The sequence below is a fragment of the Elusimicrobiota bacterium genome (assembly GCA_016722575.1).
Taxonomy (GTDB): Bacteria; Elusimicrobiota; Elusimicrobia; order FEN-1173; family FEN-1173; genus JADKIY01.
Genome location: JADKIY010000005.1, coordinates 23319 through 46787 on the forward strand (window position 1 = coordinate 23319; position 23469 = coordinate 46787).

19 protein-coding genes are annotated in these 23469 nt (G+C 60.5%); 16 read left to right on the forward strand and 3 right to left on the reverse strand.

Going from position 1 to position 23469, the window contains the following annotated elements:
- Positions 1-94: 94 nt before the first annotated feature.
- Positions 95-8428 (reverse strand): AAA family ATPase, encoded by an 8334-nt coding sequence (locus IPP68_08960; GenBank protein MBL0350488.1) that lies wholly within the window; start codon positions 8426-8428, stop codon positions 95-97.
- Positions 8429-11419: 2991 nt separating this feature from the next.
- On the opposite strand from IPP68_08960, the gene IPP68_08965 reads away from it, so the two are divergent.
- The gene (locus tag IPP68_08965) at positions 11420-11791 is read left to right on the forward strand and encodes a response regulator (GenBank protein ID MBL0350489.1); all 372 of its coding nucleotides are present in this window, start codon (positions 11420-11422) and stop codon (positions 11789-11791) included.
- A gap of 31 nt (positions 11792-11822) precedes the next feature.
- On the opposite strand, the gene IPP68_08970 is transcribed toward IPP68_08965, so the two are convergent.
- Together IPP68_08970 and IPP68_08975 are read right to left on the reverse strand one after the other, a co-directional pair.
- On the reverse strand, positions 11823-12503 hold the full coding sequence (locus tag IPP68_08970; GenBank protein MBL0350490.1) for a response regulator transcription factor: 681 nt from the start codon (positions 12501-12503) through the stop codon (positions 11823-11825).
- A 64-nt stretch (positions 12504-12567) separates the two neighbouring features.
- Positions 12568-14028: a HAMP domain-containing protein gene (locus tag IPP68_08975; GenBank protein ID MBL0350491.1), complete on the reverse strand. Its 1461-nt coding sequence runs from the start codon at positions 14026-14028 to the stop codon at positions 12568-12570.
- Positions 14029-14143: 115 nt separating this feature from the next.
- Between IPP68_08975 and IPP68_08980 the strand changes: the two genes are divergently transcribed.
- From IPP68_08980 to IPP68_09050, 15 genes are all read left to right on the forward strand, one after another.
- Positions 14144-14482: a hypothetical protein gene (locus tag IPP68_08980; protein ID MBL0350492.1), complete on the forward strand. Its 339-nt coding sequence runs from the start codon at positions 14144-14146 to the stop codon at positions 14480-14482.
- A gap of 27 nt (positions 14483-14509) precedes the next feature.
- On the forward strand, positions 14510-14890 hold the full coding sequence (locus tag IPP68_08985) for a hypothetical protein (GenBank protein MBL0350493.1): 381 nt from the start codon (positions 14510-14512) through the stop codon (positions 14888-14890).
- A gap of 27 nt (positions 14891-14917) precedes the next feature.
- On the forward strand, positions 14918-15871 hold the full coding sequence (gene nadA, locus IPP68_08990; GenBank protein ID MBL0350494.1) for a quinolinate synthase NadA: 954 nt from the start codon (positions 14918-14920) through the stop codon (positions 15869-15871).
- Positions 15868-16095, forward strand: a complete 228-nt coding sequence (locus tag IPP68_08995) for a MoaD/ThiS family protein (GenBank protein ID MBL0350495.1) — start codon at positions 15868-15870, stop codon at positions 16093-16095. Before nadA ends, IPP68_08995 begins: the two co-directional genes overlap by 4 nt.
- The gene (locus IPP68_09000) at positions 16092-16559 is read left to right on the forward strand and encodes a molybdenum cofactor biosynthesis protein MoaE (GenBank protein MBL0350496.1); all 468 of its coding nucleotides are present in this window, start codon (positions 16092-16094) and stop codon (positions 16557-16559) included. Before IPP68_08995 ends, IPP68_09000 begins: the two co-directional genes overlap by 4 nt.
- Entirely contained in the window at positions 16559-16972 is a 414-nt protein-coding gene (locus IPP68_09005; protein MBL0350497.1) for an EVE domain-containing protein, read from the forward strand. Before IPP68_09000 ends, IPP68_09005 begins: the two co-directional genes overlap by 1 nt.
- Positions 16959-17417 carry a thioredoxin-dependent thiol peroxidase gene (bcp, locus tag IPP68_09010; protein ID MBL0350498.1) on the forward strand — a complete coding sequence of 153 codons (459 nt, stop codon included), beginning with the start codon at positions 16959-16961 and terminating at the stop codon, positions 17415-17417. The genes IPP68_09005 and bcp overlap by 14 nt, the downstream gene beginning before the upstream one ends.
- A 47-nt stretch (positions 17418-17464) precedes the next feature.
- Positions 17465-17872 (forward strand): DUF2203 domain-containing protein, encoded by a 408-nt coding sequence (locus IPP68_09015; GenBank protein MBL0350499.1) that lies wholly within the window; start codon positions 17465-17467, stop codon positions 17870-17872.
- An 11-nt stretch (positions 17873-17883) separates the two neighbouring features.
- Positions 17884-18468 carry a GTP cyclohydrolase I FolE gene (folE, locus tag IPP68_09020; GenBank protein ID MBL0350500.1) on the forward strand — a complete coding sequence of 195 codons (585 nt, stop codon included), beginning with the start codon at positions 17884-17886 and terminating at the stop codon, positions 18466-18468.
- A gap of 6 nt (positions 18469-18474) precedes the next feature.
- Positions 18475-19029 carry a peroxiredoxin gene (locus IPP68_09025; protein MBL0350501.1) on the forward strand — a complete coding sequence of 185 codons (555 nt, stop codon included), beginning with the start codon at positions 18475-18477 and terminating at the stop codon, positions 19027-19029.
- Positions 19026-19682, forward strand: a complete 657-nt coding sequence (gene gph, locus IPP68_09030; GenBank protein MBL0350502.1) for a phosphoglycolate phosphatase — start codon at positions 19026-19028, stop codon at positions 19680-19682. Before IPP68_09025 ends, gph begins: the two co-directional genes overlap by 4 nt.
- A gap of 44 nt (positions 19683-19726) precedes the next feature.
- Complete coding sequence (gene moeB / locus IPP68_09035) at positions 19727-20833, forward strand: molybdopterin-synthase adenylyltransferase MoeB (GenBank protein ID MBL0350503.1); 1107 nt, start codon at positions 19727-19729, stop codon at positions 20831-20833.
- A gap of 79 nt (positions 20834-20912) precedes the next feature.
- Positions 20913-21947, forward strand: coding sequence for a LacI family DNA-binding transcriptional regulator (locus IPP68_09040; GenBank protein ID MBL0350504.1), 1035 nt, complete (start codon positions 20913-20915; stop codon positions 21945-21947).
- A gap of 54 nt (positions 21948-22001) precedes the next feature.
- A complete protein-coding gene (locus tag IPP68_09045; GenBank protein MBL0350505.1) occupies positions 22002-22964 on the forward strand; it encodes a cysteine synthase family protein in 963 nt (320 codons plus the stop codon).
- Entirely contained in the window at positions 22961-23455 is a 495-nt protein-coding gene (locus IPP68_09050; GenBank protein MBL0350506.1) for a M67 family metallopeptidase, read from the forward strand. Before IPP68_09045 ends, IPP68_09050 begins: the two co-directional genes overlap by 4 nt.
- Positions 23456-23469: the final 14 nt, after the last annotated feature.

Genomic DNA, 23469 nt, shown 5'->3' on the forward strand with positions numbered 1-23469 from the left:
GGTGATTCGGGCACCCCCGCTACCTGAGTTTTGCGCAGGCCCCAACCGGACCGGCCGGATTTAGGGGACGACCGTTGACCGGTCGAGTCAATTTCTAGGCGTTGGTTTGAATCAGAAGATCGGTTTGAATCGTGCTGATGGTTCCTTGAAGGAGGGGAGACCGCCCCGGCAAGCGAATCACTCGGCCTGTTCCGTCAGGGGATAAATTGCGGATCATTTGATCCGCTTCGACGGGAGGAAACAATTGACGCAGTTGCTCAATAAACGCCGAAGCCGCGGCGCCTTCCAATAGCAGATCTTCTTCCACGGAAATCAAGCGGACCAAAGCCCCGTCAAAGACCTCGGAGCGCCCGGCGGCGGCCCAAAGCGTCACGCGAAGGGCTTGACCGTTTCCACCACCCGATTGGCGGGCGATTTCTGTTTTAAGAGCTTCCAAGGATACACGTCGCCCGGTCGGGGCAAATTCAATGGCGTTGGCCCGCGAAAGGCCGTCAAACCCCAGGGGCAATATCCGAGCCGCCGGAAGGCCCCAACGATCCGATGGAATTCGGGATTTCACGGCGGCGGTGTCATCTTTTTCCGAAACAATGGCCACCAAAGGCGGATTGTCGCCTTCCAATCGGGCCTGCTGTTTAATTAATCGTTCCACCTCGGCCGAAGCTTTTGTATTTAGCAAATCGGCGTCCAAAACATACACTTCCCTGAATTCCAACAGGGTGGGGCGCAAAAACATCGCCTGGCTGGCCATAACCCAACCATTTTTGCCGGAATTCAATTCGCCAGGGGCTATTTCTGAAACCGGCTCGAATTCATTTGGGGAGGCGGTGGTGTTTCCCGTGGCCGTTTGAATATCCAAAGCGGCGATTAAAACCTCTTGGATTTCCAACAAGGTGCGCCGAGTGGATTCTTTCTTCTCCTCGTCCAAATTGGCGAATTCCGGCGAAGGCCAGGCGTTCACGGCAATTCGATCCATCGCACCGTTCAATTCTTCCCGGGTCGAAACCTTTCCAACCAGCCGATCCTCCGCCATTTGGCGCAATTGCTTTAGAAATTCGCGATTCAGAGCCGGGGAAATGGAACGAACCAACATTAATAGGCGGCCAGGATCTCCCGCCTTCGCACCGTTTTCCCCGACCTGGATCGCCCCCTTCGTGCGATTGTTATGAAGGGCTTTTTGAATATACCGCGATTCCTCCAAATTAAAATGGCCCTCAGCCCAGCCTACCAATCCGGATACCCACTGGGAACGGGCCGATCCCGGGGATTCGATCCGTTGTTCCAGCCATTGACGGGCGGGGGAGGAAAGCAACGAGGCCAATTGTGGAGCTTGAGCCAGCAAAACAGGGGTCGTCGGAGAATTAAAACCTTCTTGGCCAAGGGGGGGAACCGGGAAAAAGGAGCGGAAATTGGCTAAAGCGTTCAGAAATTCAATAACCCCGGTTAAAACCGTGGACAAAATGGCGTTCATGGATTCCAACCCCTTCGCTGCAAGGCTTTTGAACGAGGATTGGGAAAGAGACAGCCAGTGGACGCGGCCGAACACAAATTTGACAGCTAAAACGCCCGCGATCAAGACGACCGGCACCAGCCAGGGGGAAGAAAGGGGCGCCGCCCATTGAAGGGTCTGTGTCAATGTCGCCGCGCTCGAATCCGGCGAGAAAAAGAGGCCGCCCAGGAGCGCCGAGATTCCTCCACCCACCGCCAAACCCGCCAGTGGAGGAGATGGGCTCGCCGAGGCGGTCACACCGTTTGTGCCTTCCCCGAGGGCCAGGAGGGCGTTCAACGCCTGATCAACGTGCGATACGATTAAATACGTCACGTGGGAGGTGACGTTCTTTTTTATTTCGGCATCGTTCAGAAAGCGGGTCATTTGGTCGGGCGATCCCGCAAGATTGACGGCGCCGGCTCGATCGGCTTCGGCCACCAAACCGTATTGCCGGGCCTTTGTCGAGAGCAAGGTGTTTAGGGCTTCCCAGGTTGAATCTTCGGCGGTGGGCAAGGCTTTGTCGCCCAAGGGCTTCTTTGGTTCAATCGCAATTCGCTGAATTCCGTTTTCCTCAATTACTCCTCTTAAATCCGGCGATTGCACAAATATGGATTTAATCAACTCTTCCTTGTTCCCGATGGGCAAAATAATCGTTGATGCGCGGTCGGCGATGGCCGCCAGTATTTTTTCTTTCAAACCCCCGATGGGATAAATTTTCCCTTCGTCGTCGACCTGCCCGGTCATGGCGAAATCCTGCCGAAGGGGGCGCCCGGTCAAGGCCGAAAAGATCGTCGCGACGAATCCAATCCCCGCCGACGGACCATCTTTCTTCACGTCCCCCGGTGAAATATTCACCAAGAGACGTTGGCCCTTCAAGGCCGCCAAGGAGCCCCCCAGGCGGGCCATGTTCTTTCGAATATAGGAAAGCGCCGTCTCGATGCTGAAAAGCATGTCGGGCTGAAGTTGACCGAAATTAACGACTTCCACGGCGGCGTTGGGATCTCCGCCGGGCCGGATTTCCGCTTGGATATTGATGGTTCCGCCGCCCCGGGGGGAAACGACCAACCCCATGGCTTCGCCCACTTCGACGGGCGCCCGGCTCGCCGCGCCGCGCCGGGGGAGGCCCATGTATTCGCGCAATTTTTCGACCGTCAGGACCACCGGTTTTCCGCCGGACCAATAAACCTCCGACAGGGCGCGCTTCACCAACCGGGTCAACTGCTTGTCCAGTTCCCGGACGCCCGGCTCCTGTGTGTACCCATCCACCAAGGACGTAATCAAGTCCCGCGGCCGTGGGATTTGAACTTGGCCCGCGGCGACGCCCAGGCCTTGTATTACGCGCGGAAGCAATTTGTCCGTGCCGATGATAATTTTTTCCGCCCGATCGTAGGCGGGCAAACGGACGATTTCCATCCGATCCTTCAACGGCTCCGGAATTTTATCCTCCTCGTTGGCCGTCGCGATGAACAAGACCTCGGACAAATCAACGTCGCCGATGTTGTGATCGGTGAAGTGGTCGTTTTGCTCCTCGTCCAACGCCTGGAGCAACACATCGGCGGGGTTGCCCTGAATACCCGCGTCCATTTTTTCAACCTCGTCCAACAAAATGACGGGATTTCGAACTTTCATCTTCTGCATGGTTTGAACGATGTTCCCGGGCATGGCCCCTTGATAGGTGGGGGAGTGGCCCCGGATTTCGGCGGGATCCCGGGTGCCGCCGAGGGGAACCCGGCCGAATTCGCGGCCCAAGGCCCGGGCCACCGATTCCGCCAGTGTGGATTTTCCGACGCCCGCCGGCCCCACCAAACAGAGGACTTTTCCGGTTCCCCGGCGGCCGTGCCGCTCCCGTTGAATTTGTTCGGCCAAATAATCGGCGATCTCGTCTTTGGCCTCGGCCATGCCGTAGTGGCTTTCGTCCAGGTGGGCCCGAGCCCGGGTCAAAATGGCCCGACCGGCCCGACGAAACTCCTCCTCCCGTTGGGCGGGATCCGCGGCCCGGGCCGCGGGCAAGGGGCTCGCCGTGCGTTTCAACCACGGAAAGCGAACGAGGTTTTCCAACACGTCGCGGATGTTCCCGTATTCGTGAGAACCTTCCTGGGCGTTGTTCATTTGGGCCAACAGAGCCATGCCCCGACGGCGGGCGTCGTCCGGCAGCATTCGAACCCGGGCGGTCAACTCTCCGGTCTGCATATGGGCCCAGACCGTTTCCAGATCATCGGCCATTAATTCCCGGTGTTGGCGGTGGGCTTCGGCGGCGCCGTCCCGCAACAAGGAGGCCGCCAGGGCAAAATCCACCTCTTCCTTTCCCATTTTGATTTCCAACCACCTTCGGGCGGCCTCGTCGACCCGAACGCCGTTCCGTTCCAGCGCGTCAAATTCGTATTCCAACAACACCTGGGCGTTCGCGACGCGCAACCGGTGTTGGGGAATCCAGCGGAAAAAGACGGGAAGATTTTCCGTAAAATCGGCGTTGGTCTCTTCGTTGGAAAGGAAAACCAACGGAAGCGGATTTCGCTGGCTTGTCCAACGGCCGAGCACGCGGGACAGGGAGCGGGCCCGGGTGTCCCCAAACCGGGAGCGGAATTCGTCCAAATCGATCACGAAGACGACATCGCCCGCCCTGTGGGCTGACTCCATCATGGCCACCATTTCCCGGAGGGCGTCCCGGGGATCGACGGGGAATTGATTGATTTCAACGGTAATCACACGGCGGGGACGATGCTCCCGCTTCAATCGTTCGGCCAATAGACCGGGGAAGACCGCCTTGGTATTGTCCGATGGGCACACAACGTTGACCGATCGAAAAACCTGCCGATCCAACAAATCCACCACCACGCCGGTGGCTTCTTCGAAAGTGGCCTGAAAAGCCGACGACATCCCCCCGGCCGTTTCGGCACCGTGCAACGCCAAACGCCCCCGCTGCGTTTCCTCCTGGACGGACAACGCGGCGAGATACGATTTCCAAATGGCGCCCACCCGGGGCATCGCTTTTTCCTCTTTTTGGAGGGAAGGAAACACCTCCCCAACCAATTCTTCCAACAGTTTGTTGAGTTGGGCATCAATGACTCGGCGAACCTCCGTTTGATTGGCGCTCATTTGAGGAAATGCGAAATCGTAGGCGCGGGCCTTCAAATAGCCCGCGATCGTTGAGATCGGGTCCCGCAAATCGGACAAGGCGGAATGGATTGTCTGGTCGGTGGCCGCGCTCACGGCGGCGGCCTTGCTTTCCAATTCCCGCAACGGATTTTTTAAAAAATCTTCGTTGGCTTTTTCCCCGATGTCGGCCACGTCCTTTCTGACCAGCTCCAAAAATTCCGCGAATTGTTTTTGAAGGAGCCGTCGGTCATTTTCCGCAGCGACGGCCGACCGGCTGTGGCGTTGCAAAAGGGCCGATTCCAGTTTTTCCAATCGCGAAGCGTTTTCCTGGAATTCCGCCTGAATCGTCCGAGTAATTCCGGCGCGATAATTGGCCAGCATTTGACCCGCCAGCGAGACGGGAAGGACGTCGAAAATCAGTTGGCGGTATTCGGCGAAGTCCGGATCGGCGCATATGCCCTCGACGAACTGGGTCATTTCCTGGGGGTGGGAATACACGAGCGCGCGCAAAACATTCACCAACCGCGGACGGCTGCCTTCGTCCGCGATGGCGCGGTCAAAGAGCGTCATCAACGTGTCGCTGTTTTCCAGAGGGTCCGCAAGCAGGGATTCCAAATCGACCGTCGATCCTCCGAGATCGAACAGCCAGGGCGCTTCCCGCAACGGAGTCGCCTCCAACGTCTTGGAAGCGGCCGTTTCGCCCGAAGAGGATCCCAGGGTGGACGCCGCCGGTTTTGCCGGTCCCTCGATCGGCATCACGTCGTTTTCCCAGGAAAGCGCGGACGCTTTTGAATCCGGCCACCGGGAGGCGGGGGATCCCGCCAACCCCAGACGAACGGCTTCGGCTGGATCGTCGATCAAGCAATACACCATCTGCCCGGACAGGGAAGGCAGGTCGGCCAACAGGTCCACCAGTACCTCCCGGGATCCGGTGACCGTCCATTCCCCCGGCCGTTCCCCGGATCGAAAGGCGGCGCCGGGGGGAGGGTTTTTGGCCAATTGCTGAACGGACGCGTTCCATCGTTCGACGGCGGCTTTTTCCTGGGGACCCGAGGTCGGTCGAAGGGATCGTTCGCGAATCCAAAAAAGGCCGGAGGCCAGGTTTAACACGGGACCGATCAAATAGGGCGCGGTTTTAAAGGCTTCCTGAAACAGGTGCGCCTCGGAGGCCGATGGAAGGAACAGATAGCGGGCCCCCGCTTCGCGGGCGGCGATGGCGCGTTGTCGAACCTCGGGCACATCCAACACGCGCCCCCGCAAATCAATTTCACCCGCGAACACCGCGTCTCGCCGGACCGGGCGATTCAATCGTCGGGACATCATCGCCACCACAAACGCCAATCCCTTGGTGGAATCGTCCTCTCCGATTCCCCCGGGGGCGTCCAGTCGAAGGGCGCCCCGGCGGGCCGTTTCCGGAAGGGCGTCCATTCCCAGCTCCCGGGCCGCGGTCTCCAATCGATGGGACACCAAATCCCCGGCCAATCGGGCGCTGTTCACCGTGGCGGGACCCCAAGTTTGATTGACGATCAATCCCGTTTCGGCAGAATCCGCTTCCGCTCCCGCCCGAACAAATCGCAATTGGCCCCGGGTGGTCGGCACGGCGACTTCGCCCACCCGGTCCTCCGCGCGAATGGCGGGGTATTCCCAGGGTTTTCCGAGGAACCGCCCCAAGGATTCGTTGTCGACCGTAATCGTCTCTCCGCGGTCGAACCATTCGCGCAGGGACCGCAAAAGGACTTTCCGAAGTAGTTTCACCAGGCGCCGGGCCCCCTCTTCCCAGGTGTATCCGCGGGCCACCGCCCGGACCAGCGATCGGGGATTGGGGATGTCAATTTCCGACGCGATGGGAATTTCCTCGCGCAGCCGGGGGAGAACGTGCCGGGCCCCGATGTCGACCTTTTCGTCGACGCTGTAGCCGGGAACGTGAATGACGGTAAACCGGTCCAGCAGCGGCCCCGGGATGTTCAGGGAGTTGGCGGTGGCGATGAAAATAACGCCGTCCAAGGGGGTGGGCCCCAGGTAACGGTCCCGGAAATCCTTGTTCTGTTCCGGGTCGAGCGCTTGAAGCAGGAACGCTCGGGGATCGCCGTTGCGGGCGCCGAGTTTGTCGATTTCGTCCAGGCCCACGATGGGATTGGAGATCCCGAGATCCAGGAGGGCCCGGGCCAATTTGCCCATTCGGGCTCCGATGTAGGTTCGGCGGTGACCGGCGAGCTCGGCCTCGTCGTCCATACCGCCCAGGGGAATGACTTCGAATTTTCGATTTTGAATGGCCCGGGAAAAAGCGCGGACCAACGTTGTTTTGCCCACGCCGGGCGGGCCGACCAACAGGAGGTTCCATCCCGCCTTTCGTCCTTGTCCCGTTTCCCGTTGCAATAACTGAACGACGTACTGCAGCATTTCGGCCTTGGGTTCCTCCAACCCGCTGTGGCTTTGATCCAGGGAAGCGCGGACCGAGGCCAAAACTTCCTGGCGGGCCAGGTCCAAGGCGGGGGCGGGAAGGGTCCGGGATCCGGGGATCAAATCCGGCGCGCGTTCGGTCCAGGGAAATCGAATGAGGCTGTTGAGGAACTCCGCCACCCGGGGTTGCTCGGGATTTCCCTTCAGCATTCCGTATCGGCGGATTTCCCGGTCGGCCTCCTCGGACACCTCCGGGGGGAAGACTTCACGGCGGGCCCACAAACGGGCTTCCAGCGGAAGATTTTCCATGGACGGCAATTCCCGAAGGGCCCGATCCACGGTTTCCGGACGCAGCACCGCCGCGCCCGGCCCGGGGGCGGCCCGTTCCAAGGTCGCCGCCGCCTCCAACACCCGGAGCGCCATGGAATGTCGGTCGTAGGGCGTCCGGTTCTGGACTTCCGCGTAGGCCCGGTCGATCAACGCGGGGGGAATCTCGACCCCCAGGCGTCGCCCCAGAGTGTTGGCGTCAAAATTGAGGAGGGCCCGAGTCGCGGCGGAAGAGGAAAACGCCGGCGCGGCTTCGAAATATTCCCGAAACATCTTGGATTTGCGCAAATAAAGCTGCTGGGTGGGTTCCGACGCCAGGGCCACCAAGGGCGGCGGGGAGAACCCCCGGCGGCTCATTCCCGACCAATATTCCAGGACCCGGTCGAGCACGGGCATGTCCTCGAATTGAAAGGCGTCCAAATCCAACACCACAACGACGTCGCCCGTTTGGGCCGCCAGGCGCAGGAGCCCGGGCGTGCCGTCCGGCTGCTCCGTCAGGCTTTCATAAACGATTCGGTCGCGGGACGGGTCGGAAAAGACCTTCATTAAATCCACGTAGACCAACTTCCGTCCCGCCAACGGGTCGCCCGGGCGTTGGTTTCGAAACCGGTGGGCCAAGGCCCGAAGCAGCGGTTTCTTTTGTCGGTCGGAAGAAACCACCAGGGACCCCGTGGTCAATAATCCGGGGCGTTCCAAGGAGGCCTGAACGCGGTTCAGGACGCTTTGGCCTTCCGGAAACTCGTCCATGGAGGGCGTCGGAATCGCGGACCGATCAATTTCCTGTTGGGCTTGGGACGTCAAATCCTGAACGATATCGCCGAGGGTTTCCGTCAACAAATCGGCCGCGTGGTAAATGGGCCCGACCGCGTCGAGCGTAACGCGGTCCTGGGAGAGGACCCGTTGAATGAACCGAATTTCCCGGTTTCGAAGTCCATGAAGAAGGGCCCGGGCCCGGTGATGGGCATAGAGCGGTTCGCGGAATATATAGGGGGTCAATAGGGCCAGGGCGTCGGCCTGGACGTCCCGCAGCGCTTGTTCGTGGCGTTTCGCGGCCTCGCGCAATAGCGGGATCGGGTCTTTTCCGGCCGCCCCGGAGGCGCCGGGAAGGGATTGGGCCAATTGTTCGTCCCCGACCCGATTTTCCAACAATCGTTGCAGCTTGCCGCGGATCTCGTTTTTGATCCGTGCAACATCGCCCCGGGAATATCGGGAAAATGCGGGGTGCCCACCAGGGTGTGCAGGCCTTCCTCCACCCAATCCGTGTTCTGGTCGAGGGCCCGCATCACCCCGGCCAAGGATTCGAAAGCCTTCGCTTTCTCCCCAAAGGCGGGATCCAGCAATTGATCTTCCACCGCCCGGGCGCGCTCCAGGAGGACCCGCCGTCGCCGGATCAGCTTTTTGGTTTGATCAAAAAATTGACCGGACATCCCGTGAATGACGCGCCCAAGGACTTGAGGCCCCACGGAACGAATAAAGACTTCCCGGTTCGAACCGTCCAATCCCAAATAGAGGCGCGCCCCCGCTTCGTCGTTCGCCGCCAAATGGTAACGCATTAATTCTTGCACGCCGACCCGCGCGCGGGACAAAGATTCCCGGGCGGCGGCGATGTCCGCCGCGTTTTTTCGGGCGACGGCGTCGGCCAGACGGCGCTCGCTTTCCGACACCGCCGCCAACCGTTTCTTTAACTCGTCGGGCGCCCCGTCGTTTTCGGATCCGCCGGATTCACGCGGAGGGCCTTCCAAACGCCAAAGGCCCAGGTGCCGTCCCCACGGGGGGAAAATCACACCGGCCATGACCGCCCATTGAAGGTCGCCGACGGCCGCCACCGCGTGAAGGCCGTGCGGGCCCGCCAGGACGGGCAGAAGGACCCACGCCGCCCCCAACAACACGCTCCCCGCCGCGATCCAGGGCCAGGTGGATCGCCAAAGCCCTGTAAGTCCGGCCCCGTGACGTCGATGACGATCCGCCAGGCTTTTCCAAAAGTTCGACGGATCGCCGACCGTCGATGAAATCGATGAACCGGCCCGGGGAGGGCGGGTCCCCTCGGCCGTCCCGGCCGCGGTGAACCCGTGAGCGGGATCAAATCCAAGGCGCAAACGAACGCCTCCCGCGAGGCCCACCAAGGACGACCACCCCCCGTTCTGTTCCGACGCGGTCGTTAACAAATGGATGGCGCCCATCCAGGGCCGGTCCTGAGGCCCGACCAAATCGAGCCAGCGACGCTTCACGTTTTCAAAAGCCGTGCTTCCGGTCGCCTTCACCGCCCAGGCCCATTGGGCGGCGGCGAGGGTTTGGCGGTCGGAGAAGTCCTCCAGCCGGCTTTGGTCCCGGAGGGTGGCGGTTTTGGCGGCGGAGGCGGGATGGGTGTTAAAGACCGGACACACCACGGCGTGGCTGGCCCCCGCTCGGCGAAGGAGATCCGTCAACCCCGGCGTGTGGAAGCCGCCCGTGATGAGCACAAGGCGGTCCGCGCGCCAACGACGCGCGGCGGCGATGGTGTTGTCGGCCATGGCCTGGTTGCGTTGAAGGGCGGTTTCGTAGAAAGTCCGCAAATCGTTTTCCGCGCCCCGGAGAGCGTCGTGCACGGCGTCCCCAAAATCCACCGCCGCGCCGTTCCCCAGGAGGCCCTCGATGTCGGCCCAGGAGAAACGGTTCCAGTCCCGGCGCGTGGCTCGCCATTCCCGCGGCGTCATCTCAAAAGACCAGAGGCGTTGGCGGAGGTGAATCCAATCGGTCGCCGCCAAGAGTCCGAGAATTTCGGGACGCTGGGAATCGGGGCTCTGACTCACGAGGCCGTCCACGGCGCGGCGATGGGCGGATTCCATCTCCGTCGTCAGCCGGCCGGCGTCGATAGTGTCGCGAAGGGCCAGGGCTTCCGCGTGGGCCCGAAGGGCCGGCCATTTGGCCGAGGAGGTTCCACCGGTCCGACGGATCAAGTCCAGGATGGCGTGGGAACGATCCAGGGGCCCGGCCTGAAGTCGGGCCCGCAGAGCGGCTTCATCGGCGGGGGCCTCGAACGCCATTCGCGCGGCCAGCTGCCGCAAATCCTGGCGGGCCCGGTCCGGCGAATAGCGCTCTTCAAGACGGCTCAGGCGCCCAAAGGCCTCCAAGGTGGGAAAAAGGGGACGATCGCCGGGGAGAAGGACCGATGCCAGGGCGCGAACGTAATGGGCCAGGGTTTCCTCATCGGCCTCGTAGCGGCGCCGAATGGCCTCGATATCCTGAAGCGGCTTGGGCCAAAGGGTCGCCCGGCGCCGGGCCGCGCGGTCGGCGAGGCGGACCAAACGCCCCTGGGCGAGACCGGCCAAGGGTTCCGCCCGCTCCCGGGCGGCGCGGTTGGCCCGGTGCAAAGACGAGTCATCAACGCCCACCAGGCGCAGGGCGAGGTGGTCGGCGGTGACGGCCAAATGCTCTTCGCCCGTCAGCCAGCCGGCCCGCAGAAATTCGTCGGCGGCCCGATTGCGAAGATCCCGATCGGGGAAAACCTTCAGAAATCCGGGATCCAGTTCTCCCCAGGCGCCTTCCACGCAGACCAAGGCGGAGCCGCCGTTTTTTTCAGCCAGGGATCGAACGAGGCGACCCAGCGCGCGCTGAGCGTCCACGTTGCGATGGGCGTCCTGCACGTGAACGATAAAGGGCATCGTTTGGTCGCCAATGCGCCAGGGGCCGGGAGTTTCCTGCCCCGGCCAAAATCGCTCCTTGACCCATCCGTCCTCGGGCCGGAAGCCAAGCTCTCCGGCGTCCGAATTGGACGATTCCAGAGGTTTCGAGAACTCGGGGAGTGTTTTTTGAATTTCGGACGGTTTTTTCCTGGTTTCCCAAAAGGAGGACGACGTCGACGCCTCCACATAGGGCATTCCCAAATTTGACAGTAAAAAACAACCGGCCGTCAAAGCGGCAAAATGCTGTTTAATTAATTTAATTTTACGGGAAGATCTCATATTTCGCATTAAACATACCAAAGGGAGATAAAGAGGGCCTGAATAAAATGTAAATGTAATGTAAATAAGAAAACATCCATTTGTTTCATGTTGGTTACAATTAATTAAGGCGGGGAAGGACTTTTTGATCTAAATTTAAAAGGAAGCCGTCCGCGCCGAGGAGGGGGAAATGGGAAGGAAACGAGTGCTCATCATTGACGACGATCCGGCCATGTCCGGTTTGTTGGAAGAGTTTTGCGGGGAAATGGGCTGCGACGTTCTATGCGTGAACGACAGCCGAAACGCCTTTGCGGCCGTTCGCTCTTTTAAGCCGGACCTGATTACGTTGGATTTAGAAATGCCCCACAAGGACGGACTGGAAGTTCTGCGGGAACTTCGGGGGGATCCTCAAACAAAGACCATTCCCGTTTTAATCGTTTCGATTATGGCTCAGGAAGTGCCCATCGCGGCCGAAACGGTGCTGGGAAAACTGACGAAACCCGTTCCCTTCGGAGCGTTCCTCGACAAAGTTCGAAATCTCCTGAAACCCGCCGCCACCTGACGCCCGTCGCCTCGGCGGCCGGGGGAAAAACTCACTCGTAACGATAGCCGATTCGTTCCACCGTTCGGATTTTCTCGCCCATCTTCCCCAATTTCTTGCGCAAACGCCCCACGTGCACGTCCACCGTTCGAGTGTTTCCAAAATATTCGTGACCCCAAACGGTTTCGGACAGCTCCGCTCGGGTCATGACTTTGCCGTGATTGCGAAGGAGGGAAACCAACAAATCGAACTCTTTGGGGGACAAATCCAACGGCTTGGTGTCCAGATGGACCGAATGCTTTTCCATGTCCACCGACAACAGGCCGTCCCGCAACGCCGCTTCTTTTTTGTCGCGCCAATCCACCCGACGGAGAACCGCCTTGACCCGGGCCACCAATTCCGTCTGATTGAACGGCTTGGTGATGTAATCGTCCGCCCCGATTTCCAGTCCCGCGATCTTGTAAGAGTCGACGTTCTGGACGGTGAGAAAAACCACCGGAACGTACCGCGTGGCCGGATCCGCCCGAAGTTGCTTGCACACTTCGAAACCGTCTTTGTCGGGCAATTGCAAATCCAGGATGATCAAATCCGGCTTGGAATTCTGAATTTTTTTCAGGGCGTCGGCGGCGTTTTCGGCGCCGACCGTCACGAACCCCTCTTTGGACAAAATGTTTTCCACCAACCGACGAATGTCCTTGTCGTCGTCCACCACCATGATGCGCTTCTTTAACATGGTTCGCGCTCCTTATCGAAAACGGCCTGGGTATCGTAAAACTTCCGACCCCCCTTGTAAAGAATCAACGCGCGGCCTCGGGGGTTTCGGCTTTGTTGGCACCGCCGGATTTCGGCAGCACCACGTGGGCGATGGACCCTTGCCCCTCTTCGCTCTCCATCCACACGCGTCCGCCGTGCGCCTCCACAAAACCACGAACAATGGTCAGCCCCAACCCCGTTCCCTTGGTTTTCCGGGCCAGGCCGTGGGTGGGTTTCACCTGTTCAAACTTGTTGAACACGCTCTCCAAGGCCGACGCCGGAATCCCAACGCCGCTGTCCGCCACCCGGAAATGAAGGGCGTCCCCCTCCTCGGACACGGAAAAAACGACGCGCCCGTTTTCCGACGTGAATTTAAAGGCGTTGCTCAGCAAATTCGTAAAGATTTCCACGAGTTTGTCGGCGTCGGCCCGAAGCGGCGGTACGTCGGGGGGGACTTCCGTGTGAAAGGCGATTTCCTTTTCCTCCGCCATGGGCCGAAAGACGGCTTCCATTTCCCGGGCGATGTCCTGCGGACGAACGTTTTCGGGATGCAGCTCGATTTTTCGCGATTCTATTTTCGCGACGTCCAACAGATTGTCGATGAACCGCGCCAGCCGGACGGAATTGTTCTTGATGACCATCAAGTAATCCCGCTGCTCGTCGTTTAAGGTCCCCGCGCTTCCCCGGAGCAGGAATTCGACGTACCCGCGCAGCGAGGTCAACGGGGACCGCAGTTCGTGCGTGACGTTCGAAACGAAATCCTGCTTCAGCTGGTCCAATTCCTGAAGTTTGGCGGCCATCACGTTGAACTCGTTGGCCAACTCGCCCAGTTCGTCCCGGGAGGTGATGCGGATCCGATGGTCCAAGGCCCCTTCCCCGATTTGGTGGGCGCCATCGCGCAAATGACGGATGGGCCTCGCCAGGAGAAGGGCCAAAAAGACGGCGATGGCGATTCCAACAACGATGGACACCGCTCCCGCCACAAAAATTCGATGCCGGGCCGCTTCCAAAGATCCGTCGACCAGGGCGGCGATGGCCTTTTGGGAATATCCCACCCGGGCCGTGCCCCACCGGCGTCCTTCCTGCAGGATGGGCATGGCCAGATCCACCACCTGATCGTTGGCCGCCGCGGATTCCTGCTGGGTGAGGGTTCCGGCTTCCAGGGCTTGCAAGGTGACGGTGTCCGTGGGTTTCTGACCGATGAAAATGGTGTTGGTGTGGGCCACGATCTGTCCTTTGCCGTCCAAAACCATGGCGTAGGTCAGGGCGCGGGATTTGCGAAGGAGCGAAAGATAGCTGGCCAAAAGGGGCATGTTGCGGCTTGTCAGGGATTCCCGGCCGATTTGAACGAGAAACTGAACGCTTTCCTGCTGGCTTTGCTGAAACCGCTGGAGCAAATAATGACGTTCGGCCACGTAAAGGGAGAACCCCACGCTGGAAACGACGCCCAACACCAGCAAGCTGGAATAAAGGCTCAATTTGGTGCGAAGGGAAATTTTTTTCAAGTTTTTCCAGTGTAACAGAGGGTCCGGCCTCCGTCAAGGTCGTAAATTTGGCCCTTGTTGGCGAGGGGTTTATCTGTTAGGATTATTTTTGAACTTAATTTTGGGGAGGCTGTCCATGTTCGTTGTGACCAACAGCATGTTTGGACTCATGATTTTAAGCCTTGGAATTTTGGGAATCATCATTTCCTTCCTTTTAACTCAACGGACCCGGTATTTCATCGCTTTGGGACTCTCCACCCTCCTCGTCGTGCTCGGTCTTTTTTTCTCGGTCGGAACCAGCCTGCATCAGTGGCGTACGGCGCGTAAAATCGCCAAAATTCAGGAGCAAAATCGGCTGACCCTCGAAGCCATTCAAAGCCGCATTCGCCAGACCCCGCCGCCCGCCAACGATTCCCGGGGCACGCCGGCCGCGGCCGCCCGTCCCGTCGAAACCCGCCGTCCCGCGCGCCGCTGATCGGCGCATTCCTGAACGGAGGACGCCGTGGCAACCTTTTCGGCCGTTCTCTATTCCTCCACTCTCGATAAATTTTACGAAGCCGTGGCTTTCCTCGCGGCGGCCCGGGCCCGGGGCGATACCGGTTTGCTTTTTCTCCGGGGCCCGGCCCTGAGCGCGTTTACGGAGGATCGTTGGACGCTGACCCCGCCCTTCGCCTCCGAATCCCTTTTCCAATTCGACGGAAAAACGCCCATGGAATTCCTTAAGGAGCTTCACGGGCACGGGAAAATCCGCCTCTACGCCTGCTCGGCGTGGGTTCGACTGCTCGGCCTCGACAACGGCGCCGTGGCCGCCCGGACCGACGCCGTGATCGGCCTGGTCGCTTTCTTATCCCAGTCCCAGGGCGGACCCGTCCTGACGTTTTAGCGTTTCCCAAAGGGATATAATTCCTCCATGGCCACCGCCCCGCCCTCCGACATTGTCGCGGAAATTCAACGGTTGAAAAAAACCCGAAACGCCGTGATCCTCGCGCACAACTACGAACGCCCCGAGGTCCAGGATTTGGCCGACGTGGTGGGGGATTCCTTGTTCTTATCCCACCAGGCCGCCAAGACCACCGCCGACGTCATCGTTTTTTGCGGCGTCCACTTCATGGCCGAAACGGCGGCCATTCTGGCCCCCGCCAAAACCGTCCTCCTCCCCGACCTGGAGGCCGGGTGCTCCCTGGCGGCCACGGCCGACGTGGCCCAGGTTCGCGCCTGGAAAGAAGCCCACCCCGGCGCGGTGGTCGTGGCCTACGTCAACACCACCGCCGCGGTCAAGGGCGAAGCCGATTATTGCTGCACCTCCTCCAACGCCGTGAACGTTGTTCGGGCGATCCCGGCCGGCAAGGAAATCCTTTTTTTGCCCGACATGTATCTGGGTCAATTCGTGCGCGAAAAAACGGGCCGGAAAATCCATCTGTGGCCCGGCTCCTGCCACGTGCATTTCGGCATCCACGACGCCGACATCGAGGCCCAGAAGAAAGCCCACCCCGGGGCCGAGTTTCTGGTTCACCCCGAATGCGGTTGCCTTTCCTCGGCGCTCAAACACGCCGACACCATCGCCTCCACCTCGGGCATGGTGCGCCGGGCCAAGGAGTCTCCCAACAAAACCTTTCTGGTGGCGACGGAAACGGGCATCCTGCACACCCTGCGCAAGCAGAACCCGGGCAAAACTTTTATTCCCGTGGTTCGAACCGCCGAATGCGAATTCATGAAAAAAATCACCTTGGAAAAAATCCTCTGGTCCCTGGAAGACCTGAAACACCGGATCACCGTCCCGGCGGACGTGGCCGAGCGGGCCCGGCGGGCCATCGACCGCATGATGGCCGTCGGCGAAACGTCGGCCCCGGGGAAACCGTCGTGATCGTCCTGACCCTTTTCGCCCAATTGGCCGAGAAGGCCCGAGCCCGTTCCCGGGAGTTCGCCCCGGCGCCGACGCCCGGCGCCTTGTTGGCGAGGGAACCCTCCCTGGCCTTCATCAACCCCGACAGCGTGCGGGTGTCGATTAACGGCCGTTGGGCCCAGTGGACCACCCCGCTTCAAGACGGGGACGAAGTGGCTCTCCTGCCACCGGGGAATGCCCTGTGAGCGATCCCTTTTTGTGCCACGACCCCATCGACGTGGACACCCTGGAAGGAAACAGACGCCAGGGGGAGCCCGGCGCGGTGGTCTCCTTTCAAGGGGTGGTCCGGAGGGATCGCACGCCCCGGGGGGAAGTGGCGGGCCTCACCTACGAAGCTTTTGAGCCCTTGGCCGAATCGGAAATGGCGGACATTCTCGCCGAACTTCGGGCGCGGTGGCCCGGGGCCGACGCCCTGGCCCGCCACCGATTGGGAGACGTTCGGGTGGGGGAAACGGGATTGCTTTTGGTGGTGACGGCGCCGTCCAGCGCCGAGGCCTTCCAGGCCTGCCACTACGCTTTGGACCAAATGAAAACCCGAATCCCCCTTTGGAAAAAGGACCGCTACGCCGACGGCTCCGGCGAATGGTCCACCCAGCACCGGGAGACGATGTTGATCTCGGACAGCGTCCTGACCATCCCCCAAAGCTGATGGAGTGGATTTTTTCCACGGAACCCAAGGAATACCCCTGGTCGAAGGTCCAGGAGGGGGCGGCTCGTTGGGACGGCATTCGGGGGCCCGCGGCGCGAAAATTCATGCGCGACATTCAGGCCGGCGACCGGATTTGGGGGTACCACGCCTCGCCCCAAAAGGCCCTCGTGTGCTGGGCCGTGGCGGCCGCCCCGGCTTACCCCGACCCCGTGGCGCCCGATTGGCTGGCCATCGACTTGTGCTTTGATCGGTGGCTTCCGCGCCCCATCGCCCTGGCCGAGTTACGCGCCGACGCCCAGCTGGCCGCCATGCCCTTCCTGCGAATACCCCGGCTTTCCGTGGCGCCGGTGACGTCGGACCAGTCCAAACGACTTTTTTCGCTATGTCGAAAATCGGAGGATTCCCGTGCTTGAGATCGGTGACAAAGCCCCCGCGTTTTCCGCCCTGGATCAGGACGGAAAAAAAGTTTCCCTATCGGACTTCAAGGGGAAACAGGTGGTGCTCTATTTTTACCCCAAGGACATGACCCCGGGGTGCACGGTGGAAGCCTGCGCCTTTCGGGACGGCTTTTCGGCCCTCCGGAAAGCCGGGGCGTTCGTTTTAGGGGTCAGCAAGGACCCCGTCGCCTCCCACAAGAAATTCGCCGACAAAATCCGCCTGCCCTTTCCGCTCCTGGCGGACGAAGATTTGAAAATTATGAAGGCCTACGGCGCCTGGGGAGAACGTTCGATGTACGGGCGGAAATTCATGGGCACTTTGCGGATCACTTATATCATTGATTCAAACCGTAAAATAAAGGCGGTTTTCAAAAAAGTCAAACCCGCTGGTCACGACCGGGAAGTCCTCGCTCTCCTTTGAGACAAAAAACCCTGGACAAAAGGCCTACAATTTAGTAAGGTATCGATATGCATCAGCGTTATTTCACGCTGGATGAAGCCCAAGAGCTCCTCCCCCAAATCCGGCCCTTGCTGGAAGAGGTGAAGGAGTTAAAGCGACGCGTGGACGCCCGTATTTCGACCTGGCGCCACAACCCCTCCTTTTCCATTGCCGACGAAGCTCTGGCCCGCGGCCAGGTGGAGTTCTTGATGGGTGAAATCAACGCCCGGCTGGAATCCGTTTGCCAGCACGGCTGCCTCCCCAAGGATTTGGACATGGGTTTGGTGGATTTTCCTTCCCGCCGGCCCGACGGAACGGAAATTTACCTCTGCTGGCGCCTCGGCGAAGCCGACATTTCCCATTGGCATCGGGTCACCGAAGGGTTCTCCGCCCGGCGGCCCATCCCGTCCCCCGTTCCCTTTTTCCGCTCCCTCTAAAACGCGCTTCCATGAAATCCGCCACCGAACATCCCCTTGCCGAACTGCCGCTCCCCGATTTGGTCAAAGAGATTCTCCGCCGTTTGGGGGAATCGCCCGAGCGGGAGGGCCTCCTGCGAACCCCCCAGCGGGTGGCCAAGTCCCTACTGGAATTGACCTCGGGCTACCACACCGACGTGGACCAACTCATCAACGGCGCCCTGTTTGAGGAGTCCTACAACGAAATGGTCGTGGTTCGCGACATTAAATTTTATTCGCTGTGCGAGCACCACCTCCTTCCTTTTTTCGGCGTGGCCCACGTGGCGTACATTCCGGACGGACGCATTTTGGGCTTGTCCAAAATCCCCAAGTTGGTGAAAGCCTTTTCCCGCCGCCTTCAGGTACAGGAACGCCTGACCAACGACATCGCCCAGGTGCTTATGGAAAAGATCAAACCTCTGGGCGCGGCCGTGGTCGTCGACGCCCGCCACATGTGCATGGAAATGCGCGGGGCGGAAAGTTACTCCAGCCCCACGGTGACCAGCGCCATGCACGGCCTCTTCCACCAGGACGCCCGCACCCGGGAAGAATTTCTTTCTCTGATTCGCCAAAAGTAAACGCCGATGGCCCCGCGATTCGGCAGGGCCGTCCTTACGCTTTTGGCCTTTGGATTCATCGCTCCGGGGAACACGGCGCCCCCCGCAAAAACGATCAAGGAGATTTTCGTGACGCTCAAAGAAGGCGATTTGGCCCCCGATTTTACCGCTCCCACCGAGGGGGGGACCCCCGTGATCCTCTCGACCTTTCTGGCCACCACGGCCAAGGGAAAGTCGGTGGTTCTTTATTTTTACCCCAAAGACGACACGCCGGGCTGCACCATCGAAGCCTGCGCCTTTCGCGACCGGGCGGCCGATTTCAGCCAAAAAAACGCCGTGGTCTTGGGCGTCAGTTTGGACGGCGCGGATTCCCATCGGTCGTTTAAAACCAAATTCGGTCTGCCCTTCCTTCTTTTGTCGGACGTTGGGGGGAACATTTCCAGGGCCTACGGCGTTCTCAACGAAGAGAAGGGGCGCTCCGCCCGCTGGACCTTTGTCATCGGCCCGGACCGTCGCATAAGAAAAATTTTCCCGAACGTCTCGGTGGAGGGACACGCCGCCGAGGTCTTGTCGGCCCTGTGACGGGGCGGTTCCTGACCGCCGACGCCGTCCTCTTCGACTTGGACGGAACGCTGGTGGACAGCCGGGGGGACATTGCCTTTTCCGTCAACCACACGTTGACGGCCCTGGGACGACCGGTGTTGGATCTGGCCACGGTCGAGCGGTATGTGGGGGACGGCGTGCGGCAGTTGCTGGCGCGCGCCGCCGGCCCGATGGATGAAAAAACAACGGCGCGCGCCCTGGAAATATTTTTGCCACACTATTTGGAGCACTGCGCCGACACCACGCGGCCCTACCCGGGCGTGATGGAGACCTTGAATCGTTTTTCCGGCAAATCCTTGGCGGTCGTGACCAACAAACCCGAGGCGCACACCTGGAAGACCCTCCGGGCCGCGGGGATGGAAAAACTTTTTCAGGTGGTGCTGGGGGGCGACTCGTTGCCCACCCGAAAACCCGCCCCGGAGCCCCTCTGGGAGGCGTTGAGCCGCACGAACATCGCCCGGAATCGGGCGGTGATGGTGGGGGACAGTTTGGTGGATATTCAGGCGGCCCGGGCGGCTCAAGTGCCCGTGGTGGCGGTGACCTACGGGTTCCGCCCGGCCGAGGAACTGGCGGCGGCTTTGCCCGACGCCTTGATCAATTCGTTCAGCGATTTGTCGGAGGTCCTTCGGTGAAACTCAATCAAGAACAAGTCTTGCGTTACTCGCGTCACCTCATCATGCCGGAAGTGGGCGTGGAGGGGCAGGAAAAACTGATGGACGCCAAAGTCCTGTTGATCGGCGCCGGCGGCCTCGGCACCCCCAACGCCCTCTATCTGGCCGCGGCCGGGGTCGGCCACATGACGCTGGTGGATTTTGACACCGTGGACCACACCAATTTGCACCGCCAGGTCATCCACGGCACGGGGGACGTGGGGAAACTCAAGGTGGAAAGCGCCCGGGAAACCATTCGGGACATCAACCCCAACGTCAACGTCAAAACGTACAACACGCCGTTCACCCGGGACATTGCCCTGGATTTGATCGGCCAGCACGACCTCGTGATCGACGGGACCGACAACTTTCAAACGCGGTATCTGACCAACGACGCCTGCGTCTTCCTGAAAAAACCCAACGTCTACGCTTCGATTTTCCGTTTCGACGGGCAGGCGACGGTGTTTAAACCCGGCGACCCCGAAAGCCCCTGCTACCGTTGCCTCTACCCCGAGCCGCCGCCGCCCGGCGAAGTTCCGTCCTGCGCGGAGGGCGGCGTTTTGGGCATCCTGCCGGGATTGGTCGGCCTCATTCAAGCCACCGAAGCCATCAAGTTGATCCTCGGCAAAGGCCGGTCCCTGGTGGGTCGCCTCCTCCTTTTCAACGCCCTGGAAATGACCTTCGACGAGGTTAAAATCCGCCGGAACCCCAAATGCCCCGTTTGCGGGGACAAACCCACGATCACCGAATTGATCGACTACGACCAGTTCTGCGGCATCGGCCGCGGCAACGAAGGGGCCGCCACCGCCAACGGATCGGCCGAGATCACGGTGAAGCAGCTGGCCGACCGGCTGAACCGGAAAGACAAATTCGTTCTGATCGACGTCCGCGAGCCCAACGAGTGGGACATCGCCCGGATCCCCGGCGCGAAACTCCTCCCCTTGAGCGAAATCGCCCAACGTGCCAACGAATTGGACACCGCCGATGACATCGTGGTTCATTGCAAGTCGGGCGTGCGGAGCCAAAAGGCCATCGGCGTTTTAAAACAGATGGGCTTTCGACGGCTGACCAACGTCAAAGGCGGCATTTCGGCCTGGTCCGACGAAATCGATTCGGCCGTACCGAAGTACTGACGCCCGGCCCGCGCTGGCGTCGACCCTTAAATTAAGATAGGATATGCCCACGTGGGCAATAACGGCCCACGACCTTATTATGCCCATTGCCTCCCTTGAAGATTTGGCCAAGCGCCTCCGGGTTTCCCGGCGGACGGTCTCCCGGGTATTGACCGGGGGAAAAAACGTCGCCCCCGCCGTGCGGGAGCGCATTGAAAAATACCTCTCCCGCACGGATTACGTTCCCAACGCCCAGGCGGCCCGACTGGCGGCCCGGCGGGTTCCCGTGCTCGGCCTCGTCTTTCCCGCCAATTTTTTAAACACCCTGGACGATTACGTGGTTCGCATCATCAAAGGCGCCCTGCGGGCCGCCCACGGCGCGGGCCATCAAGTGACCCTGCTGGCCTTCGACGGCTTGGACGTCAAGCAAACCCTCAAACTCTACAAAGGTCGGTTGGTCGGGGAATTCGTTTTTACCGCCTTCGGCCCACCGGACGGGAAAGCCCTCCGTCAATTGCGCGCCGAAGGCGTGCCGTTGGCCGCCGTCAATTTTTGCGCCGACGGCGTGGACTCCTTCGATTGCGACAACGTCCGGGGCGGGTATTTGGCCACCAAGCATTTGCTCGACCAAGGCCGCCGGCGCATCGCTTTTTTGCACGGCTCCCGCTGGTGGGTTTCCTCCCGGGATCGCCACTTGGGATACGTCCAAGCCCTGGCCGAAGCGAAAATCGAGTTGCCCGAGTCCTTCGTGGTGGAAGCGAACTACGACCCCGGCGCGGCCGAGAAAACCACCGACAAATGGATGGAGTCGCCCAAGGGGCCGGACGCCATTTTCGCCGCCAACGACATCATGATGCTCGCTTCCTACCGATCCCTTCGGCGCCACAATCGGCGCGTCCCGGAGGACGTCGCCTTGATCGGATTCGACGATTCGCCGGTTTGCAGCATGCCCCACTTGGAAGTGACCTTTTCCTCCGTTTACCAACCCCTGGAAGACATCGCCCAAGCCGCGGCCGAGCGGGTCATCGCTCTCAACGAAAACCGCGGATCCCCGAAGCCGGAAACCCGCCTCTTTCCGCCGGAATTGAAAGTTCGCGAAAGCTCCGGCGGGGTGGACCCCGCCCGCTGGGCCTGAACGCGCTTCGTTGAATTTGGATATTTTTGTCATATATCCTAAAATTTAACGTTCATGACTAGCGCCGCCACCCAATTGGGCCTCGGTCTTCTGGACCGCATCGGCAACACGCCTCTCCTTCGTCTCGAAAGACTCTCCCGCTGGCTTCCGGCCGGGGTGGAAGTTTACGCCAAGGCCGAATTCACGAATCCCGGGGGGTCCGTCAAAGACCGGGCCGCCAAAAACATGATAATGGAGGCCATCAAAAACGGGGAGCTCACCAAAGACAAAGTCCTCTTGGATTCCACATCGGGAAACACGGGAATCGCCTACGCCATGATCGGCGCGGCCCTGGGTTATCGGGTGGAATTGGTCATGCCGGAAAACGCGTCGGAAAAGAAGCGGATCATCGAAGCCTTTGGCGCCAAGGTGATTTACACCGACCCCCTGGAAGGCTCGGACGGGGCCCAGCGGGAAGCCCAAAGGATGTACGACGCCGATCCCAAACGCTTTTATCTTCCCGACCAGTACAACAACCCCAACAATTGGAAGGCCCATTACAAAACGACGGCCGAGGAAGTCTGGCGGCAGACCGAAGGCCGCGTGACCCATTTCGTCGCGGGGATCGGCACCAGCGGAACGCTCATGGGAACCGGCCGGCGGTTGAAGGAACTCAACCCCAACGTTCGCGTGGTCGCCGTGGAACCCGCCACGCCGCTCCACGGCCTGGAAGGCTTGAAGCACATGGAAACCTCCATCGTTCCGGGCATCTACGAACCCAAGGTCCATGACCGGAAAGTGTCGGTTTACACCGAAGACGCCTACGAAATGTGCTGCCGCATGGCCCGGGAAGAGGGCGTCTTGGTGGGCTATTCCTGCGGGGCGGCCCTTCAAGGGGTTTTTGAAGTGGCCATGGGGTTGGAGGAGGGGGTCCTGGTGACGGTTCTTCCGGATTCCGGCGAACGTTACCTGCACACGCGTTACTGGGAAGAGCTCCTGGACAATTTCGAGGACTACATGAAGGACCACGAACTGTGACCCTGGCCTGGCGCCAATCCCTGGTGGGGGAACTGAAAGCCTGGTCGGAGGAATGTTATCCTTTCGAGGGGTGCGGCCTGCTGATCGGCCGCCAGGAAAAAACCGATCGGCGGCAGGTCGATCGCTTCTTTCCGTTAAAAAACCTGCTTCGCCACCGCGCCCAAGCCGACCCGGGGACCTTGGACACCGCCGCCGGCACCCTGGGCGCCCGGGTGAACACCCAGGGGCAATTCGAATTTGTGATCGACCCGGCGGAATTCAACCGCGCCGTATTGGACGCCGCCCGGGCGGGGCTGGACGTGGTCGGCGTGCTGCACACCCACCCCGACCATCCGGCCAAACCGAGCGCCACCGACGCCGCTCAGCCCCTGTTGGCGGGGTGGTCCAACGTCATCGTCAAGGTGGACCAAGGTCATTTTGTGGAAGCGCGCAGTTGGTTTCGCGCCGAAGAAACGCAACCGTTTGAGGAAGAACCCATCCGGGTTCTCTGAACCCAAGGAGACGC